Source organism: Snodgrassella sp. B3882 (assembly GCF_026535915.1).
Lineage (GTDB): Bacteria > Pseudomonadota > Gammaproteobacteria > Burkholderiales > Neisseriaceae > Snodgrassella.
The window spans coordinates 2015385-2035849 of sequence record NZ_JAFNPF010000001.1 but is presented as its reverse complement, the minus strand read 5'-3'; the positions used below and the strand labels follow the sequence as shown (position 1 = coordinate 2035849).

Here is a 20465-nt window from a genome sequence, read left to right as displayed (position 1 = left end):
ATCAAGAATAATGCAAGGAACGCACCATGAGTCAACGCGAAAATGTTTATCAGTTTGTCGATGTTCCGCGGGTAAATCCGCCAAAAGAGCCGATGACAATCCGTCGGCACCAATTTGTAGAAATCTATCAGCCTTTCACACAGGCTCAGGCCATAGCACAAGCGGATCGGTGTTTGGCCTGCGGCAACCCATATTGTCAAAATAAGTGTCCGTTACACAATAATATTCCCAATTGGCTGCGTCTGGCCAACGAAGGACGCATTATTGAAGCGGTAGAGTTGGCACACAACACCAATAGTTTGCCGGAAGTGTGTGGTCGCGTCTGTCCACAAGACCGATTATGTGAAGGTGATTGCACATTGAATGCAGAGTTTGGCGCAGTCACCATTGGCGCGATCGAAAAGTACATTACCGAGCAGGCTTTTGCTCAGGGCTGGCGGCCGGATATCAGTCATGTGGAAAAAACCGATAAAAAAGTGGCAGTCATCGGTGCGGGGCCGGCTGGACTAGCTTGTGCAGACAAATTAATTCGTAACGGCATCGCTGTCACGGTATTTGAACGGGCAGCAGAAATCGGTGGATTACTCACTTTTGGCATTCCGTCTTTCAAACTAGAAAAAGAAGTGATGAAACGACGGCGTCATGTACTCAGTGATATGGGTATAGAATTGAAGCTGGGCGTGAATGTTGGTGAAGATATTTCACTGGAGGAAATAGCCAGCGAATATGATGCTGTGTTTTTAGCTGTCGGCACCTATCAGGGGCTGACCGCTGGGATCGAAAATGAACAAGCGCAAGGCGTGTATCTGGCTTTGCCATATTTGATTGGTAACACCGAACATCTACTCAATCTGCCCACGACGCAATATGTTTCACTGCAAGGTAAAAAAGTGGTGGTTTTAGGTGGGGGTGATACCGCTATGGACTGTATCCGAACAGCGGTGCGTCAGCAGGCAAGTGAAGTCATTTGTGCCTATCGTCGCGATGAGGCCAATATGCCAGGCTCGAAAAGAGAATTTAATAATGCTAAAGAAGAAGGGGCAAAATTTAAATTCAACCTACAACCTTTAGGCATAGTCACTGATGCTGGCAATAACGTCACCGGTTTAAGAGTAGTCAAAACCTCTTTAGGGCAGGCAGATGAACATGGACGTCGACGAGCAGAAGTGATTGCTGGTACCGAAGAAATAATCAGCTGCGATGCCGTCATTGTTGCCTTCGGTTTTGCCCCACATGCCATGCCGTGGTTAAGCCAAGTTGGCGTGACAGTAGATGAACGAGGCAGAATTCAAACTTGTGGCAAATTTAAGCAGCAAACAGCCAATCCTAAAATCTTTGCCGGCGGCGACATTACCCGTGGTTCCGATCTGGTGGTCACGGCAATAGCAGAAGGTCAAGAAGCAGCCCAAAGTATCATGGATCATCTGGAAGTTTGAAGGATCAATAAAATAAACCGCATGTTGCGCACATGCGGTTTTTCTTAATCACTGAGCACCTGAAAATAGTTTTAAATAAAATTATCGCAACCTACATGCTTCTCCATTTAGCACTAATTGGAAAATTCATCTTAAATTGTTAAAATATTAATGGATAGTCAGATTGACCGGCTAGGATTTTATGAGCATTAACCATCATGCAATTCAATCAAAGTTAACGAGATAAACTGATTCATGCATCAACAATGATCAGTAAATGATTACTTTAGCCTAATTAAATCTTTGCCCACCTCATCACAACCAGTCTAAAGCCCTAGAATGTGTTCAGCCGCCTGCATACCCCAGTAGCTTGCTTCTTCGAAAATGGAAAAACCAGATAAATCACTGTGCGCAAAGTGCAATCGGCTATGATGATTGCGCAGTGCCAAAAGTCCTGGATTACTTAAATAGCCTGGTTGCGGTACTGCCATTGCATGACCACGTAAAGTTAAACGCGCCTGTAAAACCTGTGAGCGCAGTTGTACTCCATAGATACTTTCCAGTTCTGATGCTACCTGAGCATAAATTTCTGCAGGCGATGCGGATAACATCCAGCGCCGTATATTAGCAGGCGTATCATGATTCAGAGCCGTATAAGTGGTAAAAGAAGTATACGCTGGAGGACCTTGTCTAATCTGCTGATGGGTCGCAACCACATAGCCCAAGCCTTTACCCTGATAGAGCACATTATCCCAAGACAACGGTACTCCAGCAGCTTCTGCGGGTAAGCCACGCATTAAAAAATTACCAACAATCCATGGAGCATAAGCCGGCATGTGTTTAGCAGGATCAAACCCATACTGAGCCATATTTTTGACCACATATGCAGCAATATATAACGGCATAGCGCAAACAGCATGGTTTGCTTCAAGCCAATAACACTCACCATGTGCTGTCTGCATCAAAATACGTACACCCTGATCGTGTTCGCTAATTGACAGTGCTGATGCGTTTAATGCAATCGGCAGTGGTAATTGAACAGATTTTGGCCAATGCTGTACTGATTGCAATTGACAAAATTGCCGCATCCTTTGGGACAGTTCATTTAAACCATCGGGCCAAGATAAGACTGTGCTGTGCTCTGACTGCTGATTGTCGCGGGCGCAAAAATAGTGTAAACCTGCCCATGCCGATACCTGATTGATGCCTTGGCCGTAATCATCGCGGCAACAATAATCCAGATACCAAAGTAAAGTGGTAGAACGGTATCCTTGCTGTTGTAGCCATTGAGCGAACGTGATTTTTTCCAGCATGCGCCATTGATTGTCGTCGCTTGAGGACACCAATGGAATGGCAAACAAACGCTTGCCATCTTGTCCACGCTGATTACTCGTTTGCTCAACAAATCGAAAAAACCGTTTACTGTCCAAATCATTTTCTGGTAGTAAACCTTCTTGCCAATGCTGTTGGTAAAACAGTCTTTCACTGGGAATCTGTATCATTGCCAGTTCATCATATTTACCATCCTGATACAGCTTTAAATCAGTCAGCAATTGTTGAATATGAGTGGATTCTACTGAAGGAAGCGGTAGATAGTGCGCACCGGTAGGATAAGGCACCCCATACTGAATTTCTCCCCGATTATTACCATTATATTCGGGTCCTTCTAAAAGCAAATAGTCATTTCTGCCTGCTCGGGACAATTGCCAGGCAACAGTCAAAGCGGCAGCACCACTACCGATAATGGCAATATTGGTGTGAACAGTCGGGATATTTTCCGGCAAAGTTATACTGGCTTTGCGCAGGGTATGACCTAAATTTTTTCCTGGAAAATCGATGTTGATTTCCGGTAATGAGGGGACAAATTGCCTAAAGCTGCTATAACCGGTCAAACCGACTAAACTGGTACCTAAAGCATGGGTGAGAAAACGACGACGGCTAAATTTCATAAATTTGTTTTAGCGCATGGCAATGCGCCAATCGGCTTCAAAATATTCTACGAGTTTCTGGGTATTTAAGTAATTTGGTTCAACCGGTAAACGAGCCATATCTTTGGGAAACGAAAACATCGCTTTGGTACTTTCACGATCCAAATAACGCGTGGGGACATGATATTGTTCAGGGATGTTGAATTGTCCTTCTACATTAGCCATGACGTAGCCCCATTCTCCAAAAGAAGGCACATAGACATGATAAGGAAGGATTTTCAAACCAGCGGCTTCTAAAGTTTTGGCAATGCACCAGTAAGCATGCGGGGCAAAATAAGGAGAGGTAGACTGCACCACAATATTACCGAGTGGATTTAAATGCCTGGCTACCATACGATACATGGGTACTGAATACAGTTTACCCAATGAAAAATTGGACGGATCAGGAAAATCAATAATGATTACATCATATTTTTGCTGGTTTTTTTCCAGCCATTGAGCGGCGTCAGCATTGATAATCTCCATTTTAGGATGGTTAAGCGAATTACCATTCAAACGGCGTAACTCGGCGGAATGGCGAAAAACCTCAGTCATCTTGGCATCCAGATCAACCAAAGTAATCTTTTCAACTTGAGAATATTTTAATATTTCTCGTGCCGCTAGTCCGTCTCCACCGCCCAAAACCAAAATAGTTTTGGCATTCGGGTTTTGCTCCATCACCGGTAAGACCAATGCTTCATGGTAACGGGCTTCATCTACAGATGAAAATTGTAGATTGCCATTAAGAAACAGACGAGTATCGTTGTGCCATTTAGTGATGACCAGTCGCTGATAGGGTGATGCAGTCTGATAAACCACCGGATCGCCATAATAACGCTGTTCAGCTTTGCTGGTAATCAGATTGGCATAGACAAATAAACCAAGTAAGAACAGCAATACCAAAGTGCCGCGTAATCGTAAACGACCATACTTTGCTAAACTGGATTTAAATAAGCGGGCAGTAAGCAAAGCCACCACCGTATTCAGGATGCCAAAAAGCAACGCACTGCGCGCCATTCCAAGGCGCGGAGCCAATATTAACGGAAACAACAACGATACGGCCAGCGCCCCCAGATAATCAAAAGTCAATACTCGGCTAACCACTTCCTTGAATTCGACCTGACGCAGATTCAAAACCCGCATCACTAACGGCAATTCCATTCCGGTCACCATACCGACAACCAGAACGAGTGCATACAATATTGTGCGAAACGGTGCGGCTGAAAACCCGAACAGGACAAATAACAATAACGCTGAAATGCCCCCAATCACCCCGACCAGTATTTCAATCTCAATAAAACGGCTTAATGTATCTTCATCTTTAATATAACGAGTCAAATGGGCACCAATACCCATTGCAAACATGTATAGCCCAATAATTGAAGAAAATTGTAAAATCGAATCACCCAGCAAATAGCTGGCCAAAGCAGCCATAATTAATTCGTACGCCAATCCACAACTGGCTACGATAAAAACCGAGATAATTAATGCTGGATTCACTACTCAACTCTTAAAAAATCATGGTAGAATAATTCATTATATTAATAAATATAGCTATTGTGTTAATAGAATTACTCAAAGTGTTATTAACAGAATCTCTTTAGCTGGTCTAAATATGTTCATTTTTATCAGCCTAAAAAATTTTTTTAATCTATGCATTTGGATTGTATTGGTTTAAAACTGATTTATCCATTGATAGAGATCTCATGGCTTTGTAAGCCAGTCTCAAGCCAGAAAATTTCCTGGTAGCTAAGTGAACATTCTTACTAAAATTAACGGATTGATTGATAACAATGCTATAATTGTCATGATTTTGCTTAACCATTCTGTCATTAACTATTCAGCATGAGACACGCTTTGCCACTGTTGAAGAAAGTGATGGGATAAACGAATTTATGTCATCGTGATGAGAGATTTAAGTACATGACTACGCATTTATGGCAATACCTGCTGTATTTAAAATTTTTTGCTGTCGGTCTGGTGATGATGGTCACCTATATTGCAGTTTATTTGAGGATCACACCCGTATCCGAACTCAGTTTAATCCGACAAGGTAATTCTGCCTGTGCTTTATCTTTAACCGGTACCATGATCGGCTATAGTGTCACCTTGATTTCTAGCATGCTCCATTCAGCCAGTCTGCTCGATTTTATTATCTGGGGTATAGGCGCCGCTATAATTCAAATAGTGGTTTATTTCATCGCCACATTATTGATTCCTCAAGCCAATCAGCAATTGAAAAATAACAATGTGGCTGTCGGTATCCTGTTTTCCGGTCTTTCCGTTTCCATTGGCATTTTAAATGCAGCTTCATTAAGCTAAGATCAGATTTGCTAAAAAGCAAAGGTGCAAATGAATAAATGGAGCTTTTTGTCTATTTAAAACCAACACAAACGCGATTTAAACTTGACTGAAAAACTTTCAATTTATCCATATTGATGGAGAAACACCGACACTCTAAGCTTTGCAGATAATGATAGACGAGATCAACCTTTAACATGTCATCAAGCCGTTACTAACCAATCATATTTGGTTTAATTTAACCTGCAGCATTGAGTAATCGGTACCGTACGACGAAATCGGAGAAAATTTATGATATTAGATTCAATTTTTGGTAGTAAAGGTTTGGGTGGTTTCATTAAGAAACAATTTATCGATGTTATCCAATGGGAAAATCCTGAACCAGATGTTTTAATGTGGCGTTTCCCCATACGAGATCAGGAAATCCAGAATGGGGCGGCGCTGATTGTGCGTGATTCCCAAAGCGCACTGTTTGTTGATGAAGGTTCTATTGCTGACTTATTTGAAGTCGGAACCCATAGCCTGATCACCCAAAACTTGCCTTTACTCACCAATCTGAAAAACTGGTCAAAATTATTTGAATCACCGTTTAAATCTGATGTCTACTTCTTCAACATGCGTCAGCAGTTATCTAAGCGATGGGGAACAGCCCAGCCTGTCACCATTCGCGATCAGGACTTTGGAGCAGTAAGCGTGCGTTCATACGGTATGTATTCTTTCCGCATAGCCGATCCAGCCATGTTCTTTCGTCAGGTAACAGGTGTTTGTGAAGAGTATCGCTCCGAACGTCTGGAAGAACAAATCAGAAATCTGGCGGTGACTAATTTGGCTACCGCCTTTGGTACAGCGGATATTTCTTTCATCGATATGGCTGCCAATCAGTTAAAGTTATCCGAGCAGATGACTAAACTATTGCAACCGGCATTCGCAGCCTTAGGATTACAATTGGAATCCTTTACTGTTGAAAGCATTACCCTGCCAGAAAATCTGCAAAAACAAATGGAAGAAAGAATCGGAATGGGGATTGTTGGCGATCTTGGCCGTTATACACAATATCAGACAGCACAAGCCATACCCAAAGCGGCCGAAAATGAAGGTGGCATTGCCGGTATTGGCGCCGGTCTGGCGGCTGGAATGGGGATTGCTGGTAGCATGAATGCAGCTTTAAACCCTAATTTTGCCCAAGCCCAGCCTCAGGCTACCTCAACCGCTGATGAGCACACCGTTAAATTAGCCCAATTAAAAAGTATGTTGGAGCAAAATCTGATCAGCCAAAATGATTATGACGCCGCTAAAGCAGAAATCATAAAAAAAATAACCAGTTAATCAGGAAATATGGATAATCAGTCTCTGTTTTTTCACGCTAATTGCCCCAGTTGTGGCGCTGAAGTTGGTGTACATTCAGCCACCTCGCTGACAGCAGTCTGTCAATACTGTCATTCAGTATTACTGATTCAGAATCAGAAACTAATCAGCAGCCATCGTTCTTCCGCGGTTGTGGATGATTTATCGCCGTTGCAAATAGGAACATCTGGAGTATGGAATAAAAAACCATTTGTATTGATTGGTCGTATTCAGGTTAATTATGATGCGGGCGTGTGGAATGAATGGCATGCCTTATTTGCTGACGGTAGTAGCGGCTGGTTATCCGAGTCTGGCGACCGTTTTGTCTTTACGCTGGAACAAATTGGACAAGAGATCCAGCTTGATACCTTGCAATGTGGTTATAGACAGCCTACTTTTCGAGGTAAAAATTGGATTATCAGTGATGTACGTCTGATTAAAGCAGGCAATTATGTAGGAGAAGGCGAGCTACCTACCGATTTGCCCATGCAGCAGCAAGTGCACAGCATCGATTTGCGCTGCGGCAAATACTTTATGACGGTCGAGAATGCCAATACGAAAGGCAAGCAAAAAATCTTCATAGGTGAAGGTGTTAGTTTAGAATCATTAAAATTACAGCATATCCGCACAGCAGATCAAATTCGCGCTCAGTCAGGCAGAATTAAGGGTAGCGTGCAAACAGGTTCATGCCCATCCTGTGGCGGTAGCATTCAATGGGTCAGCGCCTTAACCAACCACATTATCTGTCAGCAATGCAACAGTACAGTCAGTCTCAGCCAAGATAAGCTACAGTTGCTAAAAAGTAAAAAAAAACGTGATCAGCAGAAACAAAATCTAACCATAAAACCCGGCAGTCAGGCATGGATTGATGGACATAACTGGCTGGTATTAGGTGCAGTAGTCATCAAGGAAATACCTCCCGAAGACGCCTTGAAAAAATGCAAACTACCTATTACCCCATATTCTCAAGATGAAAACGATGAGGAAGATTTTACTTCAGTCTGGACCGAATATTTATTGTATTCACCTAAAAAAGGTTTTTTATGGCTGACTGAACAAGAGGATAACCATTGGTCGCTGGCTAGCACTTTAGATATCTGGCCAAAGATTGATTTTCCAGGCATCATCACACCAGCAGGATATAACGATAAAGATTTACGCTGTTTGTATGATTACGGTGGTCAGGTATTGTACGCAGCAGGGGCTTTCTACTGGCAAGTCAAGGCTGATGATATTAATTACTATCGGGATTTTGGTACTCCTAAACATAAACTGTCGACCACATTAAATCCTGAAGAACAATCTTGGTCTGTGATCAGCGAAGTACCCGCGTCAGCGGTGGCCACATGGTTTCAAAAAGATCAAAAAACGGTTATCCCAGCGAAACCAATGGCAAGAGAAAATGCCGATAATCTGGTTCAAGAACATCTGGGTATTACCGCAAAAGATTTTCGCAATAAAAAATTGCTGCGAAAATGGTGGCGACAAAGTTCAGGATATTCCCTGTATAAATCAAAACTATGGATGTTTGTTTTTTTATTTCTGAATGTGCCTATATTTGGTTTAGCTTGTATTAATGATAATGAAAATGAAAATGATTTTATCTATTTTGCCACTGTGTACTTTAGTTACTATTTGGCTAAATTTTTATTAGGTGAGAAATATTTCGGCAAATTTAAATTGTTTTTAGTGAGAACAAAATTATTTCCTTATTACTGTATTATTTCTGTGATGATTTTGACCACTTTTCACTGGAAGGTTTACAAGGCAATCGTTTACTCTGGTTCTTCCAGTTATCATCATTCTAATAGTCGATGGCATAAATAATGCAAAAAAAATATGCAATAGGGCAGCATGGTTTACTAGAGATTTATCCGCAGGATTGTGGTTGGTTGCAAGATGAACAGGCGATCAAACAATTGCTTTATCAAGCTGCACAAGCAGCACAAGCGCATATTTTAACCAGTCACTTTCACACTTTTGGAGGAAATGGGGGGGTGACGGGCGTATTATTGTTGGCCGAGTCACATATGAGTATTCATACCTGGCCTGAGTATCAATATGCCGCCGTCGATATTTTTATGTGTGGGCGTTTATCAATGCAATCGGCCATCTGCGTATTTCAACAGCAATTAGCTGGAGCACGAATTGAAATACGCTTAGTGCAAAGAGGTTGTACTGAGGAAAGGCAGCATAGTGATTGTGAAGAGATGGCACCATAATGTGTTTGTTACACAATATAAAGGGATAATATCAGTAGTTAAAAAAATCAACGAGTGGGTAGATATGCTTTATGCATGATGCAGATGATCAGATCGCATATTTTCTTCAAAACCGGGTAAATGCGTTTACCAGTGTGTCGATCTCTATGGCGACTGATTCAAGTGTGCTTTTTATCTGCCCACACTAAAAATTCAAAAATTGATATTAAGGTGACAGAAATCAACTTGGTATCAACCAAAGTATAAAACCATTCAGCGCAATTTATCCGGCTATATCACTGGTTTAGCTTAATTTTCTCTTTAACGTCACAATAAAATTTTCAATATCACCATGGAGTGATGGTTGAACTAAACACACTTTTAAACGATCGTTGTAACAAAGTGATTAAGCGATCAATTTAGACGGTTAAACTTGATATCATCCTCAACAACTCACACTTTTAGTGAGCATTAAATCTTGAACAACGTTTGTGACTCAGTGCATGCGTCTGAAAGAATTTCATCAATCAAATAGCAGTTTGACCAAACTATCTTGATTCAACCCGTCACTATTGGATTGATGTTGATTTACTTTTTACCCAAGCCAAACCGTTGGCTGCCTTGACATCAGACTGCATATAAAATGTTTATCCTGAATAAAAGCACTGATAAAACCAGTTAAATCAAAGCACTATTAACGGTGTTGTTAATTCGTTCTTGCCACATGTAAGTTATACGTGCTCTGGATAACAAAAACCACCAGAGAACTGGTGGTTTTAATCATCAAGCTAAATCACATACCATGACCAACTTATTTCCAATAACGCCACCAAGGGATATCGTTGTGATCTCGCCATGGGTTCTGCAGATATGGACTATTGGGAAAATTTTGCCCCAAAACACGTTTGGCATCGTCACTGAGCTTTTGTTCGCCCAGATTTTGATAAGCTGCCACCAAAATAGCTAAGGATTCTTCCACATTGGGTGTGTTTTGATATTGAGAAATGATGATTTGCGCTCTTCCGGCCGCTGCCAGCCAGGCACCGCGTTTCATATAATACCGAGCGACAGACAACTCATGTCCAGCCAGAGCGTTAAGCAATTTTTGCATTTTATCGCGCGCATCACTGGCATATTTGCTATTTGGAAAGCGATCCACCAATTCAGCAAAAGTGGCATAAGCTTCGCGATTGGCTTTTGGATCGCGGTCAGACCAATCTTGTTTGGCTATTTTGCTCACGAATGACTTGTCTTCGTTTAATTGAATCAATGCCTTGAGGTATAATGCATAATCCATATTGGCATGCTTTGGATATAAGCGGACAAACTGATTAATCGCGGCCAAAGCCTTTTCAGGTTCATTGTCCTTATAATAAGCATAAGCAGTATCAAGTTGAGCTTGCTCGGCATGAGATCCATAAGGAAACCGCGCCTGCAGAATTTCATATAACTTCTCAGCGCGAGTATAATTATGGTGCATCAGTTCATCGTGGGCTTCTTTATACAAACGCTGAACCGACCAATCCTGGGTGATTTGGGAGTCTTTATCGACTGTACTTGTACTGGCACAGGCTGTCAGTAATAAGCCTAAAGCCACCGCCAAAAACAAATTTTTCATGAAAGACACTTTTTTGTTAGAGAATGATGACGATTATAACGATGATTTACCTTTTGCGGCAGATCATCATGCAGAAAATTGCAAAAATTGGATCGTACCCAATGAGCTGGCCGGCTTACGCTTGGATGCTGCATTAGCTAAATTAATGCCTGACTATTCCCGCAGTCGCCTGACAAGCTGGATAAAGGAAGGTCATGTTACCGTAAATAATGCGATAGTGGTACCCAAATTTAAATTAATTGGTGGTGAAAACATTCAAGTTGTTATTCAGGCCGATCAGATGCAACAAGCTTTCACCCCTGAAGAGATGCCACTAGATATCATTTATGAAGATGAAAGTGTGCTAGTGTTGAATAAGCCTGCTGGCTTGGTGGTGCATCCGGCAGCAGGAAACTGGCAGGGAACCCTCTTAAACGGTCTGTTAGCCTATTGTCCTGCACTAACACAAATACCCCGTGCCGGCATTGTTCATCGTTTGGACAAAGACACCAGCGGTTTACTGGTGGTGGCTAAAACCTTACCAGCCCAGAATCACTTGGTGCGGCAGCTGCAGGAACGCACTGTTAAACGGACTTATCGGGCAGTTGCCGATGGAATAGTCCCTTTTGATGGCAAAATTGAAACGCTGATTGGGCGAGATCCGCATAATCGTACCCGTATGGCGGTGGTTCCATTTGGCGGGAAAGAAGCCATAACCCATGTCAAAGTATTAGAGCGGTATGCTGACTTTAGCTACATTGAATGTCAGTTAGAAACCGGTCGTACACATCAGATCCGGGTACACATGAAAGCAGCTGGACATCCGCTAGCAGGAGATGCGCAGTATGGCAATCCCCGTCATCCGGCCAGTCCTGAAGTCAAAACAGCGATTAAAGCCATGGCGCGACAGGCATTACATGCCTACCGCTTAAGCTTTGTGCACCCACAAACACATGAAGTAGTGCAATTCGAAGCGCCATTAGCTGCCGATATCTATCATCTTTTATCGGTATTGCGTTTGCAGGCTGGTATGAGTTCATCGCTACGACATGAAGATGAATGGCAGCAACGTCTGGCAACCGAACCAGATGATGAAGACTGGGACGATGATGATTATGATGTTGATGTCATTTACGTGCGTGAATAAGGAAAGCCAATGACTCAATGGGATATGAATCAGGCTTTGGGTCTGAAACACGATGATCAGACATTTTTTGCTGCTCACTGGCCGGCACCGTCTAATGTCCATACCTTACTGACGACACGTCAAGGGGGGGTGAGCCGTCCGCCTTTTGCTACCCTCAATCTGGGCATGCATGTCGGTGATGATATTCAGGCTGTTGAGCAAAATCGAGCTTTAATACAGCAACATGTCGCCAAACCTCTTGCCTATCTGCAACAGGTGCATAGCACTGAAGTGATGGCGGCGACAACAGCGTTAACAGCAGCGCATAAGGGATATGTGCCTGAAGCTGACGCCAGTTTCAGCCGGCAAGGGGAAGCGGTGGCCTGTGCCATCATGACCGCAGATTGTTTGCCGGTGTTGCTGTGTGATCGTGCCGGAACAGTTGTGGCTGCAGCTCACGCAGGTTGGCGCGGGCTGGCCGGTGGGATCCTGCAGAATACTGTTGAGGCTATGCAGGTTCCGGCAGTAGAAATCATGGCTTATCTGGGACCAGCCATTGGGCCGGAGGCGTTTGAAGTGGGCACAGAGGTGTGGAAAGCTTTCTGCCTGCCACAGCCCAAAGCTCAGGCAGCTTTTATCGAAATTGATAATGATCATTATCTGGCTGATATTTATGCTTTGGCGCGACTGGCTTTAGCGGATGCTGGTGTTCATCAAGTGTATGGTGGAACTGAATGTACTGTCTTGCAACGTGATCGCTATTTTTCCTACCGTCGCGAGGGGCAAACTGGACGCATGCTCAGTGCAATATGGTTAGATTAACCGCCAAAAAGTTGTGAGATTAATTTCATATCCACGGCTGAAACACAAAGATGCAGTAGTCTCAAAGTGTTAGAACTGATCCGGCAGTAACAAACCTAAGTTGCACAGTGACCAGATTGATAATGCTTGCAGTATGACAACCAGCCATGAATACGCCAATGTCACGCCGGAACAAGACCTGACTGTCGCACAATCGTGGCAATTTCCTGTTGCAGTGCAGTATTGGCACTGTAACCAAGTTGAGTCGGGTAATTAAACATTTCTTCAACCCAATGGTGGGGCAGAGAGGTGGCTTCATTCGCAAGTAATTGGCTTTGAGACTGAGCATCCTTCACCAACCATTGTCCACCAGCCCAGGAAACCCAGTTTCTCCATGTGCGGGAATAGCAGTGATGGCGCAAGCGGATGTGAAAACCTCGGATATTGATCCAGTTGGCGCATACCGGCACCGGTACAAGGGGATAGATCTTAGCTTGTCGTATCAAATGCCCAGCCAAAGGAAAATCATGATTTCCATACCCGACAGGATCAAGCGTGATTAAATAACGACAACTAATCCCATGTGCTGCCAGTAAATGACTTAGATGCGCTCCATTCCATGCACCCAAACTGTGACCCACGATAAACACTTGCGTTTGAGATCCGATATTTTGCAATAAACGTTGAAAAGCGGGTGCTTCTATTCGCATGCTAAGATTATCGGGTTCATAACGCCGAGCATCGCGATAAAATACCTCAGAATAGCTCAAATAATCACATCGATAGTATTGGTTAATCATCGAAGGGGAGATGGCATACGCTGTTTGCAGGTATTTGCGCAAACGGAAATGGAAACGCCGAGCCAGATGATAGGTCATATAATGCGGTCTGCGTTGATCAAACGGCAGCTTAACATTACCCCATAAAAAAGATTCTTTATCAGCTGCACCACCAATGAAAATGACATAAATCAACGGTGTACGGTGAACTGAAAGACGATCTGGTTCATTCATATTTGACCATGCATTGATAGCAACAAGATGGCAAGCATAAGACGGTGTATATTACCACCATAATAAATTTAAAATAAATAGAATCATTTGATATTCTCAATAACCATAAGGCTACACTTAAAGCCAGCGTAGACAAGCAGCATAGCATGAGCGCGAGAAAGGCTTTTGCGCTAGTTTTTTTCATAACGTGGTTCAGTTGTCTATGCTAAAAAATCAATTCATCATTTTCTCGGGTAGCATGCTTTAATATTCATACACAATCAAACCAACACCTAAAAAGATGACCATTTGTCAGGCAAAAAACCTTGCTGTACCCATAAATAACCTAAATGGCGAATAAATTTTTATTTTCCGGTTTACTTTATAATGCGTATTATGGACATAAGCAAAATATTAATTTGCTAAAATCATTGCAAGAAAAGTACCAGCTAAGCTATTTGTTTATTAGTCATGATTTAACCTTAGTGTACTCAATATGTCATCCAGTGGTGGTGATGAAAGATGGCGAAATTATTGAACAAGGATCGCGTGAGCAGATCTTCTATTCGCCAGAATCTGACTATACCAAGATGCTGCTTTCATTTTTGGATAAGCCGCCTCGAAAAGTGAGTAAAACCCTAATTCATGGAGATAAGATTGAAAATAATGATCAATCAGATGATAACAAAACAGTATCAACGGAAGTCTCAGCCGTTAACTGGGCCGATGCATGGTTAATGAGAAAACAGTAATGTTAAATAATGATAAATGGTTAATTCTATAAATTTAATATAACGATCAACTAAGTAGATTAGTAGGCAAAAAACATAATATCTATTTTATTCGCAACATGTTTATCTATAACATCAATGGATGTTTTGGCGTTGATGTGTACTGATAATCCTTCACAAAATGTGGTTCTAGCAAACAACTATATTTTAAAGGTCGATGATTTTATCGATATACCAGCTAAAGGCATTAAGCAAGAGACTTGAACTTTGCATTACCATGATGAATCAATGGCTAAACACATCGTTGCTTATGATGAAAATGGTTTATTCACTCAAAGCCAATATGACCTCTATTTAAATAACACTCAGCTTAATTATACTGAAAGTTTACAAAAAAAGGATTTTGGTTGGCAAACTATTATCGATAACCAATCTGATAAGAATCATACGATTATCAATTTTAAAGTTGATGCACAAGGTAAAATTGTTGAGTCTGAACAAATTAAAAAATCGGATGCGGAAAATTTTGTTTTTAGCCAAAATGATCGTTACCAATTTGATAATAATAACTGCTTAGTGAGTAAACAAATAACATGGAAAATTGAAGACATTGAAGCAAAACAAAACAATAACGTGTACAGTCAAAAAGGCGATTCAAGTTATACTTTTATCAATCGGTCAAATTTATAAATATGCAATGACACTTTTTCAATCTGTGTATCTTAGATATTTAGTCATTTACCAATTATATAGAGGGAAAAAAGATAAATAATTTTAGGGAGCTTAACAATGATAAAGTTTTTACCCAAAGAGTGGTACCTGAAAAACATAAATTATGTGACAGCAAATACCAGAGAGATTCAGTTGATTGATTCTTCTGCTGCCAGTCATGGGGAGAAATATCCACCAGGAAATACATTTAGAGGATAAAATTAAAATTATGACAGAAAGAGAAATAGAGAATTTATTAAAAAAAGCCAATAACGAAAGACTTTTTGGCGATACGCTAAAGCGCTGGCAATCCTCCATCAGCTACACACTGAATTTCCTAAAGAAAAAAAGTATATAGGCTTATTGGCGAGTACTTACTACGGTAAAGGGGAAAAAGAGATTGCTCTGGAATACTGCGAAAAAGCATTAGCATTAGACCCCAATTACAAAGAGATTTATGAACTAAAAGGAATGATTGCTTATTTAATGGGAGATATAGTCCTGGCAGAACAGTATTATAAGAAGGCATTAGAGATAGACCCGCTATTCGCAGGAGATAGAATACGTTTAGCACAGTTGTATTTTGAACAAAAACAGTATGAAAAAGTCATAGAAGAATGTAGTTTTATCCTTAAGAATAATGATATAGAGAGATGGAGTTATACAATTGAACAAAAAGATATTTTATTAATTAATTGGTTGCTTTCCACGTATTCTTTACTATGGCAAGCTTTTATAGAGTTAAAAGAATATAAAAAAGCAATAGAAACTATAACCGAGTATTTAAAGTTTGCTTCTTGTACTGTGAAAGACCCTTATTATTTTCATCAAGAAGATGAATTATTATTTAAGCTTTATTATTTAATAGGAGATCAAAAGAAATTTGAAGAATACAAAGACCGATGGTTACATTTTTATAAGGTAGTCCAGGGAAGAGTTTTAGGAATGCAAAAAGATGCAGATCAGGGTTATATAATTACAACTAATTTTGATAATTATAATATTGACGAAAACGGTGTTGTACATTAAATAAATAGTATTTAATAGAACATAAATAAAGCAAGTCATGGGGGGGAAATATCCACTAGGAAATACATTTAGAGGATAAAATTAAAATTATGACAGAAAAAGAAATAGAGATATTATTAGAGTAAAAATAGATTATAACTTTATAAACAATTAGAAAAGATTAAATCTAAAGGTTTTGATATTTTTTCAATTAGAAAAAAATAAATTCATTAACATTATTTCATCAATGGAATTTCAGTATTTTACCGATCAGGAGCCATCTAAATACCAATTTGCTTTTCATAAAAAGAGTACATACAAGAACAAAACATTACTTAATGTTAATTCTCATGGCTCTATTAGTTTTCTTCGCCAGGAAGAAAAAGAACAAAAAGAAACCCTACAATATATTTTTCTTATTCTAAAATATACCCAGAAAAATGTTCAATCTCCCCTACTATTTACTCCTGTAAAATGGGCTTATAATACGAAATTGAATATAACAGGAATAAAAAATAAAGAGCATCTACTTTTGAAAACCAACATCTAAGAGAAGTTTCCTTTACCCTTAACGGTACGGCACTCCATATGTATTTCTATTCATATCTATATGATCATTTTCAACGGTTAAACGAATTAGAAATCTTTAGAACAGCAGATGAAAATGCGATGGAAGGCGGAGCCTATTCTAGGATAACTACTTTTTCAGGGTTTAATGATAAAAATGATTGGCTCAACGCAACGGAAGAGGAAGGTTTTAAAAATGTTGTAACCCGACTAGCGACTGAAAGAACAATTACTTATTATTAATCATGTTTTAAAACAAGCGTTAACATATAGATTCAAGTACAGCAAACAAATTTAGTCATGTTCTTTAATCTTATTGGTACATCTGCATCACTCAACATTCATTGAATATTCCAAACGGTTTTTAAATCCGATTAATGATCTAAGCTGATAATTCAAAGTTGGTAAAACTTAGGGCAAAGTTGTTTATACAATAATGATGGTTAGAATTTAACCAGCATTTCTTGAAAATATACATGAATAATTTAGTACGAAAAAACAATCTTTCAATCATCCATTGGCGATAATAAATGCTTATTTTAGCGACTAAATACCCGAATAACCGGCGACAATAACTAAAAAAGTCTCTCAATGAAGATCTGAGCATCTGGATTATTTAAAGCCATAAGAAACGATAATGCTTAAACCATCGATTAAATAAAGTAAAGACAAAATCCTGTTCTATTTTGTATCGATATCCAAAACTTGATATCCATGTTGATATTATTGAAATAATCAAAAAAATTTTCAACATACTTTCTGATTGATTGCAGGTGTTAGACAGTGCTACTGATATCCATACAGGTAAAAAAACAATAATTATTTTAGAAGGATCATGCCTTAAGCATGCTGTAGACCCACCAGTGAATTCTAGGACAAAACTGGTCTGGATAAGTGTTGTCCATTAGCCGAAGAAAAAAGGATTTATCAGCAAGACGAAATGATTAATAAAATAGTATTTGAACAAATGAAATTAACTGCCTAATTTTTTTGCATAAAATATTGCGCAGCATAACAATATGAGAAATCTAACTGCAGACAAATGCATATTGGCTGTTGCAGCGATTTAAGCTTATTCTGATTTATTCAGTATATCGATTAAAGATATGCTTAATTACAATATCATTAAAACAATATGGAATAATTTGAACTTTGCCTGATCTAAACCCTTAACTTGAATTACAGTGGCTATTGACACTCATTAGGTGATCTTTTTAGTTTGACAATCAAATTGTTGCGTCTAGTCATTTTCATCATCAACAGCAACAGCATGCAAGTGTGTCTGTCAGGATCAGTCTGAAAGAAGAGTTAACTTAGAATATGCCAAACCATATTCAGTAACGCTAGACTATTGTTATGAAGGATGAATGTTCGTATTTCATTTGTCGCATGCGGCAACCTAAGTCAATCTAAACTTAATATATACATATCGTTATGAAGGACAATTCATTAATGCTATCGGTTTTAATGTTGCAAACTTCAACTAATACCATCTTTGTTTTGGTTAAAAATGGTTTGAGCGCTTACATTTAAGCTCTGTACTAATATTAAATGATCATAGATTGATGGGTAGATCTCTGGTAATGAGCAAGATTAACCATCTCGTCATTTGCAGTATACGGGTTTAATTTGGCCATGTATCAATATATAAATATGGAATTATGTTGAAACTAACCGGCTATCTTTATTTAATACTTTATTTTTGATCACATAATGGGAAATAAAATAGATATTAATTAATTTAAAAAAGAAGGAGTTCAATGGAAAACAAGGGGATTTTTTAATATTAATTAATTTAAAATAAGAACATAGTCAAATAAATTTATTTAAGTAAATTTTAATCTCATATTGTTATAAAACGTAAACTTATTTATAATAAAAATTTTATCATAATTTGTTTATTTTATATGCAGTTCGCAATACCTTTCTGGCGCGCAGTTAGCCCGTATCATCAGACTCATGAAGACTGGCAAAAGTGGATAGCACAAGGTCAGAAAAGCACTGGATTGGTAGCATGTGAGGTAGATTTATCTTTTTTATCTGCAATAAAAAGAAGGCGTTTAAGTTCAGTAGCAAGATTAATGTTTGCTGCTGCATGGCCGCTTTTAGCTGAACATATTCACTGTCCACTGGTTTTTGTATCGCACGATGGTGAGGTTAACCGCAGTTTTGCGCTGTGGCAGAGTTTTTTGCAGCACGAGGAGTTATCTCCAACTTCTTTTGCTTTATCTGTACATAATGCTATTGCTGGGCAATGGTCATTGATGCGCGCAGATATGAGTGAAAATGTGGCGCTTAGTGCCAAATGTAATGGTTTGGAAATAGGCATTACTGAAGCTTATGGTTTATTACAAGAGGGGGCAGAGCAGGTGCTTGTTGTGGTGGTTGATGAACCGATCAAGCATGAATATGAGGTCATTGCCGAACGTGCGCCTTTTCCTTTAGCTCTCGCTTTAGTCATCACTCGAGGTGATCAGACCAGTTTGAACTATCTGGTCGATGCTGCCCAAAGCACACTGACACAGGGGCAGCAAGATATTAGCTATTACACCAGTACGATTGCCTGGATCGTGCAGCAATTGACCGGCCAAACCAGTCGCAATCAAGTAGATACCCATGGTGTTTGGCAGTGGAAAAATAATCCATGAAGCGTATCAATCGCGTTTGGCGTTTGATCGCCACAACAATGGGTTTTGTGCTGTTTGGTTTGTTTGGCGTAATCTTCAAAATTATTTTGCTGCCATATATTGTTGTTCCAAGCAAAGGTAATTTATCCCGACAAATCAGAGCACGCTATTTGGTGTCGTTAATCTGGAAATGCTTTGTGCATTATCTGTGTATTACTGGGGTGGTCAGTGTTCGATATCATGGCTTTGAACGATTAGGCCAGCCCGGACAGCTGGTACTGGTCAATCACCCGTCATTGCTGGATGTGGTTTTTTTATTGGCTAAGGTGCCGGTACTCAATTGTATTGTTAAAAAGGAGTTGTTGCACAATCCGGTAATGAAAAGCCCGATTATAGCCTGTGGTTTTTTACCCAACGATGAGTCGATGCAGGTCATTGAGCAGGCAGATGCTATGTTAAAAAATGGTCAGAGTTTGCTGATTTTTCCGGAAGGGACGCGCACAGGTTGGGATGGTCAGATCAAATTTAATCGTGGTGCAGTTTCCATTGGCTTACGTAGTGCCAAGGTCATTACTCCAGTCACGATAGTGATGAATCCGCCTAATTTTAAAAAGCATCAACCGTGGTATCAGATACCGAAAAAGAAAGTGCAGTATGATTTTTATGTCGGAGAAGATATTGATCCGCAACAGTGGTTAGAGGCGAAGCCTTTACCGATCGCTGCCAGAGAACTCAATCAGAGTTTACAAGTATATTTTCAACAGGAAACTACCAAAGAAAGAAAATAATGAAGGAATTAATGACTCAGGTAAAGGAATTAATAATTGACTGTTTGGGATTGGAAGATATCTCAGTAGCTGATATTGACGATGATCTGGCTTTATTCGGTGATGAAGGATTAGGATTGGATTCGGTAGATGCGCTTGAATTGGGATTGGCGATACAAAAAACGTTTGGCTTACAAATGGAAAGTGATGGTAGCCAATTGCGTGAGCATTTTTACAGTGCCAAAACGTTGGCCGCTTATATTAATGATAATCAGTCCAGTGGCATAAACTCATAATTAACTGGGGAACG

At 40.0% G+C, this 20465-nt stretch carries 18 protein-coding genes; 14 read left to right on the top strand and 4 right to left on the bottom strand.

Features of this window, described 5'->3' with window-relative positions; translation table 11 throughout:
- Nucleotides 1-26: 26 nt before the first annotated feature.
- Nucleotides 27-1436 (top strand): FAD-dependent oxidoreductase, encoded by a 1410-nt coding sequence (locus J3U68_RS08640; RefSeq protein WP_267376122.1) that lies wholly within the window; start codon nt 27-29, stop codon nt 1434-1436.
- Between the two features lie 305 nt (nt 1437-1741).
- Here J3U68_RS08640 and J3U68_RS08635 read toward each other — a convergent pair whose 3' ends face one another.
- Nucleotides 1742-3364 carry an FAD-dependent oxidoreductase gene (locus J3U68_RS08635; RefSeq protein WP_267376121.1) on the bottom strand — a complete coding sequence of 541 codons (1623 nt, stop codon included), beginning with the start codon at nt 3362-3364 and terminating at the stop codon, nt 1742-1744.
- A 9-nt stretch (nt 3365-3373) separates the two neighbouring features.
- Entirely contained in the window at nt 3374-4882 is a 1509-nt protein-coding gene (locus J3U68_RS08630) for a polyamine aminopropyltransferase (protein ID WP_267376120.1), read from the bottom strand.
- A 423-nt stretch (nt 4883-5305) separates the two neighbouring features.
- Here J3U68_RS08630 and J3U68_RS08625 point away from each other — a divergent pair, with 423 nt between their 5' ends.
- The 4 genes from J3U68_RS08625 to speD all read left to right on the top strand — a co-directional run bounded on the left by J3U68_RS08625 (nt 5306) and on the right by speD (nt 9249).
- On the top strand, nt 5306-5704 hold the full coding sequence (locus J3U68_RS08625; RefSeq protein ID WP_267376119.1) for a DUF350 domain-containing protein: 399 nt from the start codon (nt 5306-5308) through the stop codon (nt 5702-5704).
- A gap of 270 nt (nt 5705-5974) precedes the next feature.
- Entirely contained in the window at nt 5975-7009 is a 1035-nt protein-coding gene (locus tag J3U68_RS08620) for an SPFH domain-containing protein (protein ID WP_267376118.1), read from the top strand.
- Between the two features lie 9 nt (nt 7010-7018).
- Entirely contained in the window at nt 7019-8854 is a 1836-nt protein-coding gene (locus J3U68_RS08615) for a DUF4178 domain-containing protein (protein ID WP_267376117.1), read from the top strand.
- On the top strand, nt 8854-9249 hold the full coding sequence (gene speD / locus J3U68_RS08610) for an adenosylmethionine decarboxylase (protein WP_267376116.1): 396 nt from the start codon (nt 8854-8856) through the stop codon (nt 9247-9249). The genes J3U68_RS08615 and speD overlap by 1 nt, the downstream gene beginning before the upstream one ends.
- Before the next feature lie 790 nt (nt 9250-10039).
- On the opposite strand, the gene J3U68_RS08605 is transcribed toward speD, so the two are convergent.
- Nucleotides 10040-10846 (bottom strand): outer membrane protein assembly factor BamD, encoded by an 807-nt coding sequence (locus tag J3U68_RS08605; protein ID WP_267376115.1) that lies wholly within the window; start codon nt 10844-10846, stop codon nt 10040-10042.
- On the opposite strand from J3U68_RS08605, the gene rluD reads away from it, so the two are divergent.
- On the top strand, nt 10845-11972 hold the full coding sequence (gene rluD, locus J3U68_RS08600) for a 23S rRNA pseudouridine(1911/1915/1917) synthase RluD (RefSeq protein ID WP_267376114.1): 1128 nt from the start codon (nt 10845-10847) through the stop codon (nt 11970-11972). The two genes, J3U68_RS08605 and rluD, sit on opposite strands and share 2 nt — an antisense overlap.
- Before the next feature lie 9 nt (nt 11973-11981).
- Entirely contained in the window at nt 11982-12773 is a 792-nt protein-coding gene (gene pgeF / locus J3U68_RS08595) for a peptidoglycan editing factor PgeF (protein WP_416384645.1), read from the top strand.
- A 161-nt stretch (nt 12774-12934) separates the two neighbouring features.
- On the opposite strand, the gene J3U68_RS08590 is transcribed toward pgeF, so the two are convergent.
- Complete coding sequence (locus J3U68_RS08590) at nt 12935-13765, bottom strand: hypothetical protein (protein WP_267376113.1); 831 nt, start codon at nt 13763-13765, stop codon at nt 12935-12937.
- 329 nt (nt 13766-14094) lie between these two features.
- Between J3U68_RS08590 and J3U68_RS08585 the strand changes: the two genes are divergently transcribed.
- From J3U68_RS08585 to J3U68_RS08555, 7 genes are all read left to right on the top strand, one after another.
- Nucleotides 14095-14496, top strand: coding sequence for a hypothetical protein (locus J3U68_RS08585; RefSeq protein ID WP_267376111.1), 402 nt, complete (start codon nt 14095-14097; stop codon nt 14494-14496).
- 267 nt (nt 14497-14763) lie between these two features.
- Nucleotides 14764-15165: a hypothetical protein gene (locus J3U68_RS08580; RefSeq protein ID WP_267376109.1), complete on the top strand. Its 402-nt coding sequence runs from the start codon at nt 14764-14766 to the stop codon at nt 15163-15165.
- Nucleotides 15166-15549: 384 nt separating this feature from the next.
- Nucleotides 15550-16215, top strand: a complete 666-nt coding sequence (locus J3U68_RS08575; RefSeq protein ID WP_267376107.1) for a hypothetical protein — start codon at nt 15550-15552, stop codon at nt 16213-16215.
- Nucleotides 16216-16782: 567 nt separating this feature from the next.
- The gene (locus J3U68_RS08570) at nt 16783-17004 is read left to right on the top strand and encodes a hypothetical protein (protein ID WP_267376105.1); all 222 of its coding nucleotides are present in this window, start codon (nt 16783-16785) and stop codon (nt 17002-17004) included.
- Nucleotides 17005-18668: 1664 nt separating this feature from the next.
- Nucleotides 18669-19409, top strand: coding sequence for a beta-ketoacyl synthase chain length factor (locus tag J3U68_RS08565; RefSeq protein WP_267376103.1), 741 nt, complete (start codon nt 18669-18671; stop codon nt 19407-19409).
- Nucleotides 19406-20176 (top strand): lysophospholipid acyltransferase family protein, encoded by a 771-nt coding sequence (locus J3U68_RS08560; RefSeq protein ID WP_267376102.1) that lies wholly within the window; start codon nt 19406-19408, stop codon nt 20174-20176. Before J3U68_RS08565 ends, J3U68_RS08560 begins: the two co-directional genes overlap by 4 nt.
- A complete protein-coding gene (locus J3U68_RS08555; RefSeq protein ID WP_267376101.1) occupies nt 20176-20451 on the top strand; it encodes a phosphopantetheine-binding protein in 276 nt (91 codons plus the stop codon). The genes J3U68_RS08560 and J3U68_RS08555 overlap by 1 nt, the downstream gene beginning before the upstream one ends.
- Nucleotides 20452-20465: the final 14 nt, after the last annotated feature.